Source organism: Pseudolabrys taiwanensis, assembly GCF_003367395.1.
Lineage (GTDB): Bacteria > Pseudomonadota > Alphaproteobacteria > Rhizobiales > Xanthobacteraceae > Pseudolabrys > Pseudolabrys taiwanensis.
In genome coordinates this window covers 2468662-2484198 of the sequence record NZ_CP031417.1, presented here as the reverse complement: position 1 = coordinate 2484198, position 15537 = coordinate 2468662, and the positions used below count along the sequence as shown (strand labels likewise).

The following is a 15537-nucleotide window of genomic DNA, read 5'->3' as shown; positions in this document are numbered from 1 at the left end:
CTTGCTTGTGTATACTCACTAGTCGGTATACTTTGCCGCCATGCCCCGCGACGCCCAGGCCACCCGCGACCGCATTCTTGCCACCGCCTCCAAGCTGTTCGCGGGCGTCGGCGTCAAAAGCGTCGGCGTCGACGAAGTGGCCAAGCGCGCCGGCATTACCAAGCGCACGCTCTATTATCACTTCCGCAGCAAGGACGATCTGATCGCCGCCTACCTTCAGGAGCGCGATCAGCCGACGCTCAAATATATCGTCGGCTGGATGGACACGACCGAGGGCAGCCTCGCGGACAAAGTGCGGGCGGTGTTCGACAACATCGCGAAGCTCGGCCGGAATCCGAAATGGCGCGGCTGCGGTTTCTTGCGCACCGCGGCGGAGCTTGCAGCCATGCCCGGACATCCGGCGGTGAAGGCTGCGTCGGCGCACAAGAAGAAGGTCGAGGCCGAGTTCGAACGCCGCATCGCCGCCGCCGGCTTGAGCGATCCCAAGGCCCGCGCGCGGCAGGTCATGCTGTTGTTCGACGGCGCGTTCTCGTCGATGCAGGTGCACCGTGATGCGTCTTATGCCGAGGCCGCCGGTGCCGCCGCGGTCGCGCTGGTGCGGAAGTAGCCGTGGTTCGTAGCCCGGATGAGCGAAGCGAAATCCGGGTTCGCTCAGCCTCGCGTTCCGCTTCGCTTCATACGTCTATGACCTCCAACGGATGGTCATCGCCCGCGTAAGCGGGCGATCCAGACCGCCGCAGTCTATCGACAGGGCAGCGCGTACTGGATTCCGGCTCTCACGCTGACGCGCTCGGCCGGGATGACGGACTTAACCTTTCGCGCTCGCGTCGTCCGCCATGAACTGCGCGCGTGCCAGGCCGGCGAAGGGGCCATTGGCGCGCACGAGTTCGTCGAAGGTGCCGGTCTCGACGATGCGGCCGCCTTCGAACACCAGGATCTTATCGGCCCGGCGAATGGTGGCGAGGCGGTGCGCAATGACGAAGGTGGTGCGGCCCTTCATGACCTCGTCGAGCGCGGCGAGCAGCCGCGTTTCGGTGCGGGCATCGAGCGCGCTGGTGGCCTCGTCGAGGATCAGGATCGGCGCGTCCTTGAGCAGCGCCCGCGCGATGGCCAAGCGCTGACGCTCGCCACCTGACAGCATGCGGCCGCGCTCGCCGACGCGGGCATCGAAGCCGTGGCGGTCGTCCTCGATGAAGTCGAGCGCCTGCGCGCGCCGCGCGGCGTCGCGCATTTCCTCGAGCGTCGCGTCCGGCTTGCCGATGCGCAGATTGTCGGCGATCGAGCGGTTGAACAGCAGCCCTTCCTGGAACACGACGCCAATATTGCGCCGGAGCGCGGTCAGCGTGATATCGCGCACATCCGTGCCGTCGATCAGGATCGCGCCCGATTGCGGATCGAAGCTGCGATAGAGCAATGCGAGCGCCGTGCTCTTGCCGGCGCCGGTCGGCCCGACGAGCGCGACCGTCTGGCCGGGCTCGGCGGCGAGATTGATGCCCGAGAGCGCCGGCAGCGCGCCGCCATAGGAGAAGGTGACGTCGCGAAATTCGACTTGGCCGCGCACGCGGCCGGGATCGACCGCCGTCGCCTTGTCGCGCACGGCCGGCACGGTATCGAGCACGTCGAAGAACTCTTGCAGGCGCGGGGCCTCGGTGAAGACGTGGTTGGTGAACGAGGCCGTGTGCTGCAGCTTGTCGATCAACAGGCCGGCAAAGCCCATGAAGGTGACGATCTCGCCGACCGACGAGAGGCCGCGGCCGTTGAGCCAGGCGCCGACGGCGATGATCAGCAGCATGGTGATCGTGGTCGAGGCGCGCGTGAGCACGGAGATCACCGCCCACCAGGACAGCACCGGGATCTGCGCGGCGAGCAGCCGGTCGATGACGGACTTGAGGCCGGATACCTCGGCATCGACGCGCGTGAAGCTATGCACCAGAGCGATGTTGCCGAGGGTGTCGGAAGCGCGTTCGGCAAGCTCCGAGTAGTGCTCTTCGACCAGCCCTTGCAACTCCTCGGTCTTGCGCATCACCAGCACGGTCAGGACCGCGAAGACGAGGGTGAGGCCGATCAGCAGCAGGCCGAGCCGCCAGTTCATGATCATGGACAGCGGCAGCAGCACGAAGAACATCACGAAGCCGGACATGTGGTCGCGAAAGAAGCCGACCCACAGGCCCCAGAGCGAGTCCGTGCCTTGCAGCATCACCTTCATCAGCCGGCCGGAATGCACCTCGCTGTGAAACGCGGTCGGCAGTTCGAGCACGTGCTGGAAGTAGTCGCTGAGCACCGTGTGACGCTGCTCGTGCGCGAGCCGGTCGGCATAGAGCGCGATCAGCGTGCCGGCGACGATGTTGAACAGGCCGAAGCAGGCCCAGACGCCGAGCAGGAAGGCGAGCGTGCGGTCGCCTTTGCCGGTGAGCGCATCGATGACCCGGCCGAACAGCACCGGCTCGGCGAACTGGGTGGCGGCGATGGCGAGGTTGGCGATGCCGAGCATCCAGGCGACGCCCTGGCGCCGGCCGAGCAGGGACAAGACGCGGGCATAGATGCGGACGAACTTCATGGCGCCGAAGACCTGATGTCGACGCCTCTTGTTTAGCGGTCCGGCCGCGTCTTGGCGATGCCGGCGGCGTTCGACGCGCCGCTATTTCTTGGCGGCCGGCTCGGCCTTCGACTTCAATTGCGCCAGTTCGCTCTGGAGCTTCGCGACGGCGTCCTTCAGTGCCGCGATGTCGGCCTTGGCGGCGGCGAGATCGGTTCGGGCCGCGGCGCGCTCGCGATTGGCCGCATCGAGCTTGCTGTTGCTCTCGCGCGCCTGTTTGGCGAGCGCCTGCTGCAGAAACTCGACATTGGCCTGCAGGCAGCCGGTGCGGCGATCCATCTGCTTCTCGGCGGTGCAGACTTCGAGGCCGCGGATGTCTTGCGCCGCCGCGGAGGTCGCGCCAACGAGGGCGAGCGCAGCGCCGGCAAGGATCAGACGCGCGAGTTTCATGCTCACATCCCGCCGCCGCAGCGGCTGTTAGAACGCCGAGGCCAGTTCGCGCGCGCCGGGCGATTGCGCGCCGCGCGCCATCTTCGCTTCCATATCGGCAAGCAGATTGGCGACGACGCCGGTGCGGCGCGCGACCGGATTGCGCTCGTAGCCACGCTGCTGAAAGAAGTTGGCCGTCGGCACGCGGTCGCGATAGGCATGCGGCATGCTGACGATGTCGAAGCCGTTGCCGTCGCCGGTCAGGTTCATCGCCTCGAGCTCGGCCGGCGTCAGCGGCGCGGTGTAGCCCTTCATCTTGGCGAAGTGCACCGAGTTGATGAGCTTCTGCACCTGCAGCATCGGACCGATGTCGATGTCGAGCACCGCGGCGTGCACGCCCCAGCCGCCGCGCGTCGTCTTGGCGAGCTTGTCCTGCTCGCTCCAGCGCTGCGGCACCGACCGGCTGTAGGCGATCATGCGCTTGAATGCTTCGATCTTGCGCTCGAACACGCGCTTGGCTTCGCCGCGCATCGGCAGCGCTTTCATGCGCAGGGCGGCGAGATAGCGTTCGCCGAATTCCGCGAGCAGCGAGACGGTATTGGTCGACAGAAGCTGGTTGTAGCCGACCGCCGGCGAGATCGCATTGGGCCGCGTCGGCGTGACGCCGGCCTGCATGTCGTAAGTACCGTTGCCGCCGGTCTCGAAGGCGTAGACGCCGATGATCTGCTCGCGCGTCAGACCGGCGGCGAGGCCGGCGCGCGCATAGGCGCGCTTGAAGTCGGCATCGTTTTGCGGCCGGTCCGGCACGAAACCGAACTGGTCGGCGGCCGCCTTGAGGAAGTCGGCGATGACCGGGATCGGCGGCTGTTCCGACGGGGGCGGACGGCCGAAGGGATCGGCCGGGCGCGGCGGGCCGCTGTATTGCGGTGGCTGCGTCAGGACGTAGTCGTCGATGGTGACGGCGACGCGCTCGCGCCGTTTGGCGTTGCGGGTGCGGCGCTTCTCCGTGACCTGGTCCCAATAGGTGTCCGCGACCGCGTCATAGGCGGCGCGCGCCTGCTCGTATTTCTTGAGCTTGGCTTCATAGTCGGCGATCGCGGCCGGGCTCGGCGCCTGTGCGAAGGCGACACGCGGGGCCACGAGACAGGCGGCGAGGGTGAGGCAGGAACTACGTCGCGAAAAGAGCATATCCGGCTGTTTATCGGCGGCGGCTTGATTCGGCCATGCGGCCGCGTGCGGGCGTCGGTGAGGTTCCCCGTGCCGGAAAAACGTGCCGCAAATGCGGCGCGGGCGCGCGACATCGCGTAGCAAGCAGGCGCGACGCCGAAGCGGCGCATGGCGCAAAAAAAAAGCGCCGCGTGGGGCGGCGCATAGGTGGAGGTTGAGAAGTCCGCCCGCGGCAGGTCGCCGCGGCGAAAAGAATTACCGTCAGCGGATGGTTGAGCCGCGGCTATCGTCGGTCAGGACCACCGGGCCGCCGGCTTTGATCACCGTCGGATTCTGGGCGGTCATGATATCGGTACCGAGGTTCAACTCACGCGCGGAGATGCCGATCACCGCGATCATCAACGCAGCGGCCAAGCCCACCACGACGATCTTGAGGTGGGTCGTACGATCAGCTGTGTACATCGACCAGTTCATGACAGCCTCCAAGGTCCTGCCCCTAAGTCGGCCCGCCCTTGAGAAAGGTTCAATTCGTTCTCGCGAAACTAACGTAGGCAGCGTGCCACAGTTCCGCAGCGGCTTTCACGGATCGTTGAAAAGCGCTTGATACCGGCCAATTTCGGTATGCTTTGCGGGAAAAATTCCGAAAATGCGGTACTTTCGGATGCTGCGCCGCAAGAGGTCGCGGCCGGCACAAAGCAAAACGCCCGGCGCGAAGGCCGGGCGTTTTAGCGAAAGGACGAAAGTCCGCGGGGTCAGGCCGCCTTCTTCTTCAGCGGATAGTTCTCGCTCTCGTACAGTGCGCGAATTTCCTGGTGGCCGAGCCGGCGCTCGTTCACTTCAATATACGCGCCGAGAAGCTGCGGCTCGGGCAACTGTTCGACCGCGAACTGAATGGCTTCGGCCGCGCGCGAGAAGCGGCGGTACTTCACCTTGCTCGGTGCTTTGCGATTGCGCGACGGAAACAGCTCCGCCGGCGCCTCGAAATTGAACGTGTCCATCTTAAACTCCAATGACGCCAAAATGATCCGGCCATGCCGAAACGGTCGAATTATGACAGTTATATGGGGATTGGGGCCGGTTTTTGGAAGGGCGGTAATGTGGTGCGGTTAATGCCCACTTGCAGGTCGCACCTTACCACACGGTATCGGTGTTTTCACGGTATGCTTCCACTTTGAGCGATCTGGTTCGGCGTGAGGGGCACGTCATGGCTCGGCCGCAAGGCGATCCGGCACTATTTCACTTCGTGATGATCAAGCCGACGCATTACGACGACGACGGCTATCCGATTCAGTGGTTTCGCTCGGCCATTCCCTCCAACACTTTGGCCTGTCTGAATGCCCTCGCCGAGGACGCGCGGGGCCGTGCGGTATTGGGCGACGGCGTCGAGATGCGGCTGCACACCTACGACGAAACCAATCGCCGGGTGCGGCCGGACAGGATTATTCAAATGATCCGCGAGCAGGGCGGCCGCGCCCTGATCGGCCTCGTCGGCGTGCAGTCGAACCAGTTTCCGCGCGCGGTCGATTTGGCGCGGCCGTTCCTCGCCGCCGGCCTGCCGGTGTGCATCGGGGGCTTTCACGTTTCCGGCTGTATCGCGATGCTGCCGGAATTGCCGGACGACATCAAAGCCGCGCAGGCGATGGGCATCTCGTTCTTTGCCGGCGAAGCGGAAGAGCGCCGCCTCGACGACGTGCTGCGGGATGCTTATGCCGGCGCGCTCAAACCGCTCTACAATTACATGGACGATCTGCCGGCGCTTGCCGGCGAGCCGCCGCCGTTCCTGCCGAAGCAGCACGTCAGGCGCACATCGGGCTCGCTGTCGTCGATCGATCTCGGCCGCGGCTGTCCCTACCAGTGCTCGTTCTGCACCATCATCAACGTGCAGGGGCGCAAGAGCCGCATCCGCTCGGCCGACGATCTGGAAAAGATCGTGCGCGAGAACGTCGCGCAGGGCATCAAGCGGTTCTTCATTACCGACGACAACTTCGCCCGCAACAAGGACTGGGAAGCGCTGTTCGACCGCATGATCGCCATCAAGGAAGGCGAGGGGCTCAACATCGGCTTCACCATCCAGGTCGACACGCTCTGCCACAAGATTCCGGGCTTCATCGAGAAGGCGACGCGCGCGGGCGTGCGCCGCGTGTTCATCGGGCTCGAGAACATCAATCCGGACAACCTGATCGCCGCCAAGAAGCGGCAGAACAAGATCACCGAATATCGCGAGATGCTGCAGATGTGGCGCAACCACGGCGCCATCACCTATGCCGGCTACATCCTCGGCTTCCCGGCGGATACCAAGGCGTCGATCCTGCGCGATGTCGAGATCATCAAGCGCGAACTGCCGATCGATATCCTGGAGTTCTTCTTCCTGACGCCGCTGCCGGGCTCGGAGGACCACAAGACGCTTGCCGCCAAAGGGATCTGGATGGATCCCGACATGAACAAATACGACCTCAATCACCGCGTTTCGCATCATTCGGGTGCGATGCCGGACGCCGAGTGGGAGGAGGCCTATCGCGCGGCGTGGCATGCCTTCTATACGCCGGAGCACATCAACACGATCCTGCGCCGCACCTGCGCCAACAAGCTCGGCCGTCCGAGCACGACGTTGTCGACCATTCTCTGGTTCTATCTGATGATCCTGTTCGAGGGCGTGCATCCGCTCGAGGGCGGTGCGTTGCGTCTCAAGAAGCGCCGCGATCGCCGCGCCGGCCTTCCCCTCGAAAGCCGCTTCACCTTCTATCCACGCTATTGGATCGGGACGGCGGTGAAGGCCGTGCAATACGCCCGCGTCTATCTGCGTTGCAAGGCGATGCTCGATGCGGCGCTGAAGGCGGACGACCGCTGGGCCTACACCGATCTCGCCATCGCGCCGCCCAAGGCCGACGAGTTCGAGGCGCTCGATCTTTATCATGCCACGACCGGCGGCGAGCAAGCGCTCGCGCGCAAGGCGCGGGACGAGGCGATCCGCGCCCGAACGCAGGTGCATGAGGCGGTCGTCGCGGCGGAGTAGCGGTCTCGTCATGGCCGGGCTTGTCCCGGCCATCCACGTCTTGCTTCGGATCGAAGCCGGCAAGAACGTGGATGCCCGGCGCAAGGCCGGGCATGACGGTGTTCGAGCCTATTTTCAATCAGGCTTCGCGGTGCCGCTTAAGGCGCCATGTCGAACAGCAGCACCTCGGCGTCGTCGACGCCTTCGAGCTTGAGTTCGCCCGCGGTCGCGGCCGAGGCGCCGTCGCCGGCCTTCAGCGTCTTGTCGTTCAACTTGACGCTGCCACGCGCCACCTGGATCCAGGCGCCGCGGCCGGCCTGCAGCGCGTGCGTCACAGCTTCGCCGCCCTTGAGGATCGTGGCGTAGAGATCGACGTCGCGGTGGATCGTTACCGAGCCGTCGCGCCCGTCACGCGAGCCGATCAGCCTGAGCTTGCCGCGCTTGTCCTCGTTGCTGAAGTTCTTCTCCTCGTAGCTCGGCTTGAGCCCCTTGCTCTCGGGCAGGATCCAGATCTGCAGGAAGTGCACGCGCTCCGCTTCCGAGTGGTTGAACTCGCTGTGGCGGATGCCGGTGCCGGCGGACATGCGCTGCACGTCGCCCGGGTGGATCACCGAGCCGGTGCCGAGACTGTCCTTATGTTCGAGCGCGCCTTCCAGCACGTAGGAGATGATCTCCATGTCGCTGTGGCCGTGCGTGCCGAAACCCATGCCCGGCTCGACGCGGTCTTCGTTGATCACGCGCAGCGGCCCGAAGCCCATGTGGTTCGGATCGTGGTAATGCGCGAACGAGAAGGTATGGAAGCTGTCGAGCCAGCCATGGTTCTCGTGGCCGCGGGCGTCGGAAGGGCGAACGGTGATGGTGGTCATGATGTCCTCCATTGAGCGAGCGCGGGCGCGCGTTCGCCATGTTGAGATGAGCGATTAGCGGGCGATGAGTGCGTCGAGCGAGTAACGGCCGCCGCCGCGGATGACGTAAGAGAGCGCGACAATGGCCCACAGCAGCGGGTACTCGTAGCCGCCGTCGGTCCAGAAGAAGCCGGCCGGCAGATGCACCTGCACGACCGCGACCGCCATCAGGCCGACGACCAGCGCCGCGACCGCGCGCGTCGCAAGCCCGGCAGCGAGCAGGATGCCGCCGCCGAATTCGATCACGCCGGCGATCAGCGCGAAGGAGGCGGGGACGCCGAGCTTGGTGGCGAAGAACTGTCCGGTCGCCTCGAGGCCGTAACCGCCGAACCAGCCGAACAGCTTCTGCGCGCCGTGCGGCACGAGGGCGAGGCCGGCGGCCACACGCACCAGCGGGTCGGCGAGCGGCGACAGCGCCTCGGTGACCGAGCGATAGGAAGAAACGAGCGGGTTGGCGGGGATGACGGTGGTGACGGACATGGCAGCCTCCTGGTGTTCGATTGGCGGGGCGTGTTCGCCCGGCTCACGGGGGCTGATGTATCGCGATCCATATATTGCAACAATTATCGATTATAAGATAAGACTGTTGCTACAGGAGCAACAATATGGACCGGCTGGCCGCCCTCGAGGCCTTCGTCAAAGTCGCGGAAACCCAGTCGTTTTCGGAGGCGGCGCGGCGCCTGCGCGCCTCGAAATCGGTGGTCAGCCGGCAGATTGCCGCGCTCGAGGCCGAACTCGGGGCGCGGCTGTTTCAGCGCACCACGCGCTCGATGACACTCACCGAAGCAGGGCGCGGCTACTTCGAGCGCGCTTCGCGCATCCTCGCCGATCTCGAGGACGCCAATCTATCGGTCACCCAGTTGCAGGCGACGCCGCGCGGACAGTTGCGCGTCAATGCGCCGATGAGCTTCGGACTGCTGCACTTGGCGCCGGCCTTGCCCGATTTCCTCGCGCGCTATCCGGAGGTCGACGTCGCGCTCACCATGAACGACCGCTTCGTCGACCTCATCGATGAGGGGTTCGATCTCGCCGTGCGTGTCGGCAAGCTCGAGGACTCGAGCCTTGTCGCGCGCAAGCTCGCTCCGGTGCGCCGCACCGTTTGCGCCAGTCCCGATTATCTGAAGGCGCGCGGCATCCCGCAGACGCCCGACGATCTCACGCACCACGATTGCCTATGCTACAGCAACCTGTCGATGGCGCATGAATGGCGCTTCGTGACGGAGAAAGGCGAGCCCTGGCCGGTCGAGGTCAAAGGGCGGCTCAACGTCAACAACGGCGACGCACTGAAGATCGCGGCGCTGCGCGGCCTCGGCTTCGTCAACCTGCCGTCCTTCATCGTCGGCAGCGAATTGCAGGCCGGCACCCTTGTGACCGTCCTCGACACGTACATTCCGCAGGACGCGATCTTGAGCGCGGTCTATCCGCACTCGCGGCATCTGTCGCCGAAGGTGCGCGCTTTCGTCGACTTTCTCGCCGAGCGTTACGGGCCGCGGCCGTATTGGGATTTGGTGGAGTAGGGGGCGCTTGACCTCCAGGCGCTGCAACATACCCGGCTCATTCCCGCGCAAGCAGGAATCCAGCGCTGGGTCCCCGCTTGCGCGGGGACGAACGGAGGATGTCGAACGGCTTACGCCTGTTCCTTCTTGCCGTGGCGCAGGCCGCGGATGATCGACAGCACGGCGGGGATCAGCAGCTTCTCCGCGGCCGCGTCGAGCGGATGGTGCATGAAGCCGGCGATGCTCTGCTTGGCGTCGCGCACATCCTGGCCGATCGCTTCGATCACGCCCTTCAACTCGCGCGCATCCGCCTGCAACGCGTCGACCGCCATCTTGCGCACGTCGAGGGCCAGCTCGATTTCGGGTCCGGGCTTGGCATGATTGGCGATCAGCAACACAATGATGGCGATGCCGAAGTCCACCGCGGCGACGATCGCGGCCGCCCACACGGCATCGACCTGCTTTTGCAAGGCATAGAAGCCCGCGACATTGGCCATGCCGAGCCCGAATACGGCGATGAGGCCGGCGAAGGCGAACAAGCCGACGCGCTGCACCAGCACCTTCATCCAGATCTTGCCGATCAGCGTGTCCGCTTTTTGCAGAACCTGAAGATCGCGCACCAGATTGTCGAGCATGGCGGAAACTCCTAACGCCGGCCGAGCAGGCGGCCGACGAGAATGCCGACGAGCAAAGCGCCGACCACGCTCTGCGCCGGATGCGCGGCAATGCTCTTTTCGGCCTGTGCGAAGAACTGGGTTGCTTCGTCGATGAATTCGCCGAGCTGCTCGCGGATGTGCTCGTCTGCGGCGCTGTCTTTCTCGGCGCTGTCTTTCGGCGGATCGGATGGCGGCGCCGAGGATTCACGCGGCGGCGATGCGGCCGTCTCCGGACGCTCGCGCCGCGCCGTCGACAGCTCCTCCCGAAGCGCGTTCAGCTCCCGCGACAGCGTGGGATCGGTCGCCACCATGTCCTCCGTCGATGCCGCGCCGGTCAGCTCTTTGGTCCGTCGGCGCGCTTGACCGCGTCCCACGCGGCTTGATTGGCGCGGTCGAAGGCGCCGCGCGATTCCGTCAAGGCGGCGCTGAACGCGGTCCAGCTCTCGGTGCCCGCTTGGCGCAGCTTCTGGAACTGCGCTTCCGCCGTCGCGGCATCGGTCTTCATACGCTGCGCGGCGGCGTCGATATCGGCGCGGCGGTCGGCGGCGAACTGCGTGGCGGCGGCCTGCACCTTGTCGGCGGCCTCGTGCCAAGCCTTCAGTTGCGCCGTGGCGACTTCCTGGAACGCCGACTGCTGCTGGTCGATATGCTTGCCCGCCGTCTCGATGTAGCTCTTCACCTGCGCCTCGAAGTTGCTCCACTCGGATTCGAGTTGCGCCTTCGTCCGCAGCCAGGCGGCCTCATTTGTCTCGGCCTGCTTCTTCACCGTCTCTTGGAATTCGTCGCGCTTCTTGTGCAGGTCGGCGATGATGTCGTTGGCCTTGCCGCGATATTCGCCTTGCACTCCGCCGACTTTGGCTTCGAACGCGGCCAATGTCGCATCCATCTCGTCGATGCGTTCCTTGGCCCAATTGAGATAAATATGCAGGCTGCTTTGCGTTGCCATCATCGCCTCCGATGCCAAAAGCGACCGTAAAGTCGGTCGTCGGAGGACGATTGTCGTTGACCTAAATCAACGGTGGCGACGCGCCCGCGCTAGTCGGTGCGATTGGCCAAGGCGCCGCGTTGCTTGGCGACCTGATCGGGCGTGACGGCCGGCGCGGCGCTGCCCCAACTGTTGCGGATATAAGTGAGCACGGCGGCGACCTGCGCGTCGCTCAGTTGCCGGTCGAACGACGGCATGCCGGGCGCGGTCGGCTCGGCGTCCGTCGCCACGCTGCGCGCGCCGCGTAACACGACGCGGATGCCGGAGGTCGGATCGGGCGCGCGCACCTGCGGCGCCTTGGCGAGCGAGGGGAAAAGGTGCGGCACGCCGTTGCCGTCGATGGCGTGGCACGCGGAGCAGACGTCGCGGTAGATCGCCTGACCGGCCTGCATCTGCGGATCGTTCTGCGCGACCGGCGTCGGCGGCGGCTCGCCGCTGCCGGGCAGGCTCTTCAGATAGACCGCGATCGCCTTGAGGTCGGTATCTTTGAAGTGGGCGCTGGCATCGGCGACTTCCTCGCCCATCGGGCCACCGACGCCGGTGATGGCGTTATGGCCTGTCTTCAGCAACTTGACGATGTCGTCTTCCGACATCGCGCCGACGCCGCGCGCCTTGTCGCCGGTGATGTTCGGCGCGAACCAGCCTTGCACCGCCGCGCCTTGCAGCGCCTGGTCCGTCTTGTCGCCGCCCAGAAAGTTCTTGGGCGTATGGCAGGCGCCGCAATGGCCGGGTCCGGTCACAAGATAGGCGCCGCGATTCCATTCCGCCGACTTGCCCGAGTCGGGTTTGAATTCTCCCGGTGTGAAGAACAGCATGTCCCATGCGCGCATCGACAACCGGATATCGAACGGGAACGGCAACTGGTTGGCGACGACGGGATTGCGCACCGGTTCGAGCGTCATCAGATAGGCGCGGATCGCTCTGACGTCGTCGCGCGACATCTTCGCGTAGGAAGTATAAGGCATCGCCGGGTAGAGCCGGGCGCCATCGCGGCGAATGCCGCGGCGCACGGCATTGTCGAACTCCGCCTCGGTCCAATTGCCGATGCCGGTTTGAGGATCGGGCGTGATGTTGGGCGAGACAACGACGCCGAACGGCGTCTCGATCGGCCGGCCGCCCGCGAACGGCTTACCGTTTTCCTTCCGGGTGTGGCAGGCGACGCAATCGGCAAGTGTCGCGAGATAGCGACCGTGCTCGATCTGCGCGAAGTCCTGCGGGCTGCTGCTGTCCGCGATCCCGCGTGCCGCCGGATAAGCGAGGATCAGAACGGCCGCGCCGGCGACCGCGATGGCGGAGTGCTTACGCATTGACCAACGGTCCCGGGCTCTTGAGGTACTGCTCGCGGATCGCCTTGGCCGACCAGTAGGCAAGCGCCGCGACGGTGCCGGTCGGATTGTAGCCGGCGTTCTGCGGGAAGGCGCTGGCGCCCATCACGAACAGGTTCGGTACGTCCCAGCTCTGCAGATACCGGTTGAGGGCGCTCGTCTTCGGATCGGCGCCCATGATGGCGCCGCCGTTGAGATGCGTGGTCTGATAGGTCGTGACGTCGTAAGGGCCTTTGCGCGGGCTCTTCTCGACGATGTTCGCGCCCATGGCCTTCACGATCTCCGCATATTTGTCGGTCATGTAGGCCGCGGCCTTCAACTCGTTCTCGTGGAAGTCGATGGTCATGCGCATCAGCGGCCGGCCGAAGCGGTCGGTGTAGGTCGGATCGAGATCGAGATAGACGTCGCGGTAGCTGTACATGCTGCCGTGGATCGAGCCGGACTTGATGTTGCTCAGGTAATAGTCGGCGACCGCCTGCTTCCATTTGGCGCCCCACTTGGGCGTCCCCTTCGGCACCGGCGAGGTCTCGATCGGGCGGCCGTTGGTCTGCACCTGGCCGAGATAACCGCCGCCGACGAAACCGAGCGGGCCGTGATCGAAATTGTCGCCGTTGAACTCGTCGATGCACATGCCGATGGCGCCCGACGCGACGAACGGATTGAAGTTGAATTTGGTCTTGTCGAAGAAGCCGTTCACGCTCGACATCGTTTGATGCGTGAAATTACGGCCGATCACGCCGGTGTTGGCGACGGGATCGTAAGGCTGGCCGATCTTGGACAGCAGCAAGAGCTGGACGTTGAACATCGAGTAGGCGGCGAGGATGACAAGATCCGCCGGCTGCTCCCATTCGTTGCCGCTGGTGTCGACAAAGGTGACGCCGGTGGCGCGCTTGCCGGAGGCGTCGACATTGATGCGCGTGACCTCGCTGTTGTCGCGGAACGAGAAATTGGACTTGCGGATCAGCACCGGCAGGATGGTGGTTTGCGGGCTGGCTTTGGAATAGTTGCCGCAGCCGAACCATTCGCAATAGCCGCAATACGTGCAGGGTCCCATGCGCACGCCGAGCGGATTGACGTATGGCTGCGACATGTTGCCGGACGGTTGCGGGAACGGCTTGTAGCCGAGTTCGGCCGCCGCCTTCGCCCACAGCATGTGACCGAAGCCTTGTTTCTGCGCGGGGTTCGGATAGGGGCGCGAGCGCGGCCCTTCGAACGGGTTGCCGCCGTTCTGGATCTTGCCGCCGAGATTGCCCGCGGTGCCGCAGGTGCCGCAGAGATATTCGAACCGGTCGTAATGCGGTTCGAGCTCGTCGTAGGTGACGCCCCAGTCCTGGATCGTCATGTCCTCGGGCAGGAACGACGCGCCGTAGCGTTCGGTCAGATGCGTGCGCAGCACGAAATCGCTCGGCAGGAAGCGCCACGTTTCCGCGTTCCAATGCACGCCGCCGCCACCGACGCCGTTGGGCGGCATGAACGCGCCCCAGCTGCGGATCGGCAGCGCCGTCTGGCTCATCTTGTTGCGGAAGGTGAAGGTCGTCTGATCGGGCCTGAGAAAAAGCTCGTGACGGATGCGATAGCGCAGTTCGTCCTGATCGAAGTTCGGCGGATAATCGGTCGCGGCGTCGCGCCAGGGCCCGCGCTCGATGGCGACGACGTCGAGCCCTTCGTCGGTGAGTTCATGCGCGAGGATCGAGCCGGTCCAGCCGAGCCCGATGATGACGACGTCTTTTCGCGGAAGCTGCGTGGCCATCGCCGTCATCCTGCCTTGGGTGTCCACGCGGCACGTCCTTCGAGGCTGACGGGCGGCAAGGGGAAACGCTCGTTGTGTCGATCGATCCAGTCGAGATAGTTGTAACGCGTGCCGGGAAATCCGATCATCTTCCAGGCCACCATGTCGCGATTGCCGCCATAGATCGGATCGGCGAAGAAGCCGGTCTGCACGTCCTTGACGATGTGTTCGAAGAACTCCTTGCCGTCGACGCCGGTGAGCTTCACCTCGCCGCTTTCAAGCCCGCCGAGCAGTGCGTCCTTCTCCGTGTCGCTGAGGTCGGCGAAATGCTTGCCGCCTTGCTGTTCGACGCAATGCTTGTCGAGCGCCGCCAGCCAGGCGCGATATTGTTTCGCCGGGCCGTTGGCCGTCTGCGGGCCTTGGCCTTTGAGACCGTCCCTGAACGGACCTTTGTTGTAGTCGCCTTCGGCGCGCCCGTATGGACCCGCGAGTTGTCGGTCGAGATAAACGGCGCAGCCCGCGTCCTTGCCGCCGGGCGTTTGCGGATCGGGCGGGATGATGCGGTCGGCGATGGCCTCGACCGCCTTTGCTTCATCCGCCGTAAAATGCAGCCACGGACCGGGCCGGACCGGTGTTGGCGGCGCGCCTGCGTTGGGATGCCACGGCAATGCGTGCTGTGCGACGACAGCCTTCGAAGCGACTGCGGTGAGAACAATGCAAGCTGCTGAGGCCAGAAGCTGGCGTCGGTGAATTGTCATTTGCGCGCATGTCTACGCGCCCCTGCCACGATAAGCGTGCGCAAGGCGCGCGGTTCCGCGCCGCGCAAAAAATCCCGGCCGAAAGGCGTGCGGATCGATCGGGCAGCACGACGGGCCGCGTGCTGCGGTACGCGACGCGGGATGCGCTCAGAGTTCGATGAAGATCCGCCCGTCCTCGATGCTGACCGGATAGGTCTTCACCGGGTCCATGCAGGGCGGACCCGCGACCGCGCCATCGCGGATATCGAACTGTCCGCCGTGAAAGTTGCACTCGATGATGTGGCCGTAAAGTTCACCCTCTGAAAGTGAGCCCGGGCCATGCGTGCAGAGATCGTCTGTGACGAAGAATTCGCCGTCAACGTTGTAGACGGCGAGCACGAGATCGCCATGCTCGACTTTGACGACGCTGCCCTCGGCGATCTCCTCGGTGCGGCACAGACTGATCTTCGCGCGGTCGGCAGGAATCGGCTGGCTGGTCATTGATCGCTGCTTGCTGATTATATTATTGTATGACGATGAGACGCTCAGAGCGTCGGCCTGACAATCACAGCTTGGCACC

General features: G+C 64.9%; 17 protein-coding genes. 3 read left to right on the top strand and 14 right to left on the bottom strand.

The features are described 5' to 3' along the window. Positions 1 to 40: 40 nt before the first annotated feature. Complete coding sequence (locus DW352_RS11950; protein ID WP_115691515.1) at positions 41 to 607, top strand: TetR/AcrR family transcriptional regulator; 567 nt, start codon at positions 41 to 43, stop codon at positions 605 to 607. Positions 608 to 808: 201 nt separating this feature from the next. Here DW352_RS11950 and DW352_RS11945 read toward each other — a convergent pair whose 3' ends face one another. From DW352_RS11945 to DW352_RS11925, 5 genes are all read right to left on the bottom strand, one after another. Next, complete coding sequence (locus DW352_RS11945) at positions 809 to 2557, bottom strand: glucan ABC transporter ATP-binding protein/ permease (RefSeq protein WP_115691513.1); 1749 nt, start codon at positions 2555 to 2557, stop codon at positions 809 to 811. An 81-nt stretch (positions 2558 to 2638) separates the two neighbouring features. Then, positions 2639 to 2986, bottom strand: coding sequence for a hypothetical protein (locus DW352_RS11940; protein WP_115691511.1), 348 nt, complete (start codon positions 2984 to 2986; stop codon positions 2639 to 2641). A gap of 27 nt (positions 2987 to 3013) precedes the next feature. Then, a complete protein-coding gene (locus tag DW352_RS11935) occupies positions 3014 to 4153 on the bottom strand; it encodes a hypothetical protein (RefSeq protein ID WP_115691509.1) in 1140 nt (379 codons plus the stop codon). Positions 4154 to 4393: 240 nt separating this feature from the next. Next, complete coding sequence (locus DW352_RS11930; protein ID WP_115691507.1) at positions 4394 to 4606, bottom strand: hypothetical protein; 213 nt, start codon at positions 4604 to 4606, stop codon at positions 4394 to 4396. Positions 4607 to 4884: 278 nt separating this feature from the next. Beyond that, a complete protein-coding gene (locus DW352_RS11925) occupies positions 4885 to 5130 on the bottom strand; it encodes a hypothetical protein (protein ID WP_115691505.1) in 246 nt (81 codons plus the stop codon). A gap of 206 nt (positions 5131 to 5336) precedes the next feature. Between DW352_RS11925 and DW352_RS11920 the strand changes: the two genes are divergently transcribed. Further along, positions 5337 to 7145: a B12-binding domain-containing radical SAM protein gene (locus tag DW352_RS11920; protein WP_115691503.1), complete on the top strand. Its 1809-nt coding sequence runs from the start codon at positions 5337 to 5339 to the stop codon at positions 7143 to 7145. Between the two features lie 137 nt (positions 7146 to 7282). Here DW352_RS11920 and DW352_RS11915 read toward each other — a convergent pair whose 3' ends face one another. Both DW352_RS11915 and DW352_RS11910 read right to left on the bottom strand, forming a co-directional pair. Continuing rightward, positions 7283 to 7990 carry a pirin family protein gene (locus DW352_RS11915; RefSeq protein WP_115694375.1) on the bottom strand — a complete coding sequence of 236 codons (708 nt, stop codon included), beginning with the start codon at positions 7988 to 7990 and terminating at the stop codon, positions 7283 to 7285. A gap of 54 nt (positions 7991 to 8044) precedes the next feature. Next, on the bottom strand, positions 8045 to 8509 hold the full coding sequence (locus tag DW352_RS11910; RefSeq protein ID WP_115691501.1) for a DoxX family protein: 465 nt from the start codon (positions 8507 to 8509) through the stop codon (positions 8045 to 8047). 125 nt (positions 8510 to 8634) lie between these two features. On the opposite strand from DW352_RS11910, the gene DW352_RS11905 reads away from it, so the two are divergent. Continuing rightward, positions 8635 to 9546 (top strand): LysR family transcriptional regulator, encoded by a 912-nt coding sequence (locus tag DW352_RS11905; protein WP_115691499.1) that lies wholly within the window; start codon positions 8635 to 8637, stop codon positions 9544 to 9546. Between the two features lie 110 nt (positions 9547 to 9656). Here DW352_RS11905 and DW352_RS11900 read toward each other — a convergent pair whose 3' ends face one another. From DW352_RS11900 to DW352_RS11870, 7 genes are all read right to left on the bottom strand, one after another. After that, positions 9657 to 10160 carry a phage holin family protein gene (locus DW352_RS11900; protein WP_115691497.1) on the bottom strand — a complete coding sequence of 168 codons (504 nt, stop codon included), beginning with the start codon at positions 10158 to 10160 and terminating at the stop codon, positions 9657 to 9659. A gap of 11 nt (positions 10161 to 10171) precedes the next feature. After that, entirely contained in the window at positions 10172 to 10489 is a 318-nt protein-coding gene (locus DW352_RS11895; RefSeq protein WP_162826920.1) for a hypothetical protein, read from the bottom strand. 26 nt (positions 10490 to 10515) lie between these two features. Beyond that, positions 10516 to 11127: a sll1863 family stress response protein gene (locus DW352_RS11890; RefSeq protein ID WP_115694374.1), complete on the bottom strand. Its 612-nt coding sequence runs from the start codon at positions 11125 to 11127 to the stop codon at positions 10516 to 10518. An 89-nt stretch (positions 11128 to 11216) separates the two neighbouring features. Continuing rightward, positions 11217 to 12473, bottom strand: a complete 1257-nt coding sequence (locus tag DW352_RS11885; protein WP_115691493.1) for a c-type cytochrome — start codon at positions 12471 to 12473, stop codon at positions 11217 to 11219. After that, a complete protein-coding gene (locus tag DW352_RS11880) occupies positions 12466 to 14241 on the bottom strand; it encodes a GMC family oxidoreductase (protein ID WP_115694373.1) in 1776 nt (591 codons plus the stop codon). The genes DW352_RS11885 and DW352_RS11880 overlap by 8 nt, the downstream gene beginning before the upstream one ends. Positions 14242 to 14246: 5 nt before the next feature. Next, a complete protein-coding gene (locus DW352_RS11875) occupies positions 14247 to 14978 on the bottom strand; it encodes a gluconate 2-dehydrogenase subunit 3 family protein (RefSeq protein ID WP_115691491.1) in 732 nt (243 codons plus the stop codon). A 147-nt stretch (positions 14979 to 15125) separates the two neighbouring features. After that, positions 15126 to 15458 (bottom strand): non-heme iron oxygenase ferredoxin subunit, encoded by a 333-nt coding sequence (locus tag DW352_RS11870; RefSeq protein WP_115691489.1) that lies wholly within the window; start codon positions 15456 to 15458, stop codon positions 15126 to 15128. Positions 15459 to 15537: the final 79 nt, after the last annotated feature.

Excerpts from the sequence above, each read along its gene's own strand:
- DW352_RS11950 (WP_115691515.1), top strand. The coding sequence starts at position 41 with ATGCCCCGCGACGCCCAGGCCACCCGCGACCGCATTCTTGCCACCGCC.
- DW352_RS11945 (WP_115691513.1), bottom strand. The coding sequence starts at position 2,557 with ATGAAGTTCGTCCGCATCTATGCCCGCGTCTTGTCCCTGCTCGGCCGG.
- DW352_RS11940 (WP_115691511.1), bottom strand. The coding sequence starts at position 2,986 with ATGAAACTCGCGCGTCTGATCCTTGCCGGCGCTGCGCTCGCCCTCGTT.
- DW352_RS11935 (WP_115691509.1), bottom strand. The coding sequence starts at position 4,153 with ATGCTCTTTTCGCGACGTAGTTCCTGCCTCACCCTCGCCGCCTGTCTC.
- DW352_RS11930 (WP_115691507.1), bottom strand. The coding sequence starts at position 4,606 with ATGAACTGGTCGATGTACACAGCTGATCGTACGACCCACCTCAAGATC.
- DW352_RS11925 (WP_115691505.1), bottom strand. The coding sequence starts at position 5,130 with ATGGACACGTTCAATTTCGAGGCGCCGGCGGAGCTGTTTCCGTCGCGC.
- DW352_RS11920 (WP_115691503.1), top strand. The coding sequence starts at position 5,337 with ATGGCTCGGCCGCAAGGCGATCCGGCACTATTTCACTTCGTGATGATC.
- DW352_RS11915 (WP_115694375.1), bottom strand. The coding sequence starts at position 7,990 with ATGACCACCATCACCGTTCGCCCTTCCGACGCCCGCGGCCACGAGAAC.
- DW352_RS11910 (WP_115691501.1), bottom strand. The coding sequence starts at position 8,509 with ATGTCCGTCACCACCGTCATCCCCGCCAACCCGCTCGTTTCTTCCTAT.
- DW352_RS11905 (WP_115691499.1), top strand. The coding sequence starts at position 8,635 with ATGGACCGGCTGGCCGCCCTCGAGGCCTTCGTCAAAGTCGCGGAAACC.
- DW352_RS11900 (WP_115691497.1), bottom strand. The coding sequence starts at position 10,160 with ATGCTCGACAATCTGGTGCGCGATCTTCAGGTTCTGCAAAAAGCGGAC.
- DW352_RS11890 (WP_115694374.1), bottom strand. The coding sequence starts at position 11,127 with ATGGCAACGCAAAGCAGCCTGCATATTTATCTCAATTGGGCCAAGGAA.
- DW352_RS11885 (WP_115691493.1), bottom strand. The coding sequence starts at position 12,473 with ATGCGTAAGCACTCCGCCATCGCGGTCGCCGGCGCGGCCGTTCTGATC.
- DW352_RS11880 (WP_115694373.1), bottom strand. The coding sequence starts at position 14,241 with ATGGCCACGCAGCTTCCGCGAAAAGACGTCGTCATCATCGGGCTCGGC.
- DW352_RS11875 (WP_115691491.1), bottom strand. The coding sequence starts at position 14,978 with ATGACAATTCACCGACGCCAGCTTCTGGCCTCAGCAGCTTGCATTGTT.
- DW352_RS11870 (WP_115691489.1), bottom strand. The coding sequence starts at position 15,458 with ATGACCAGCCAGCCGATTCCTGCCGACCGCGCGAAGATCAGTCTGTGC.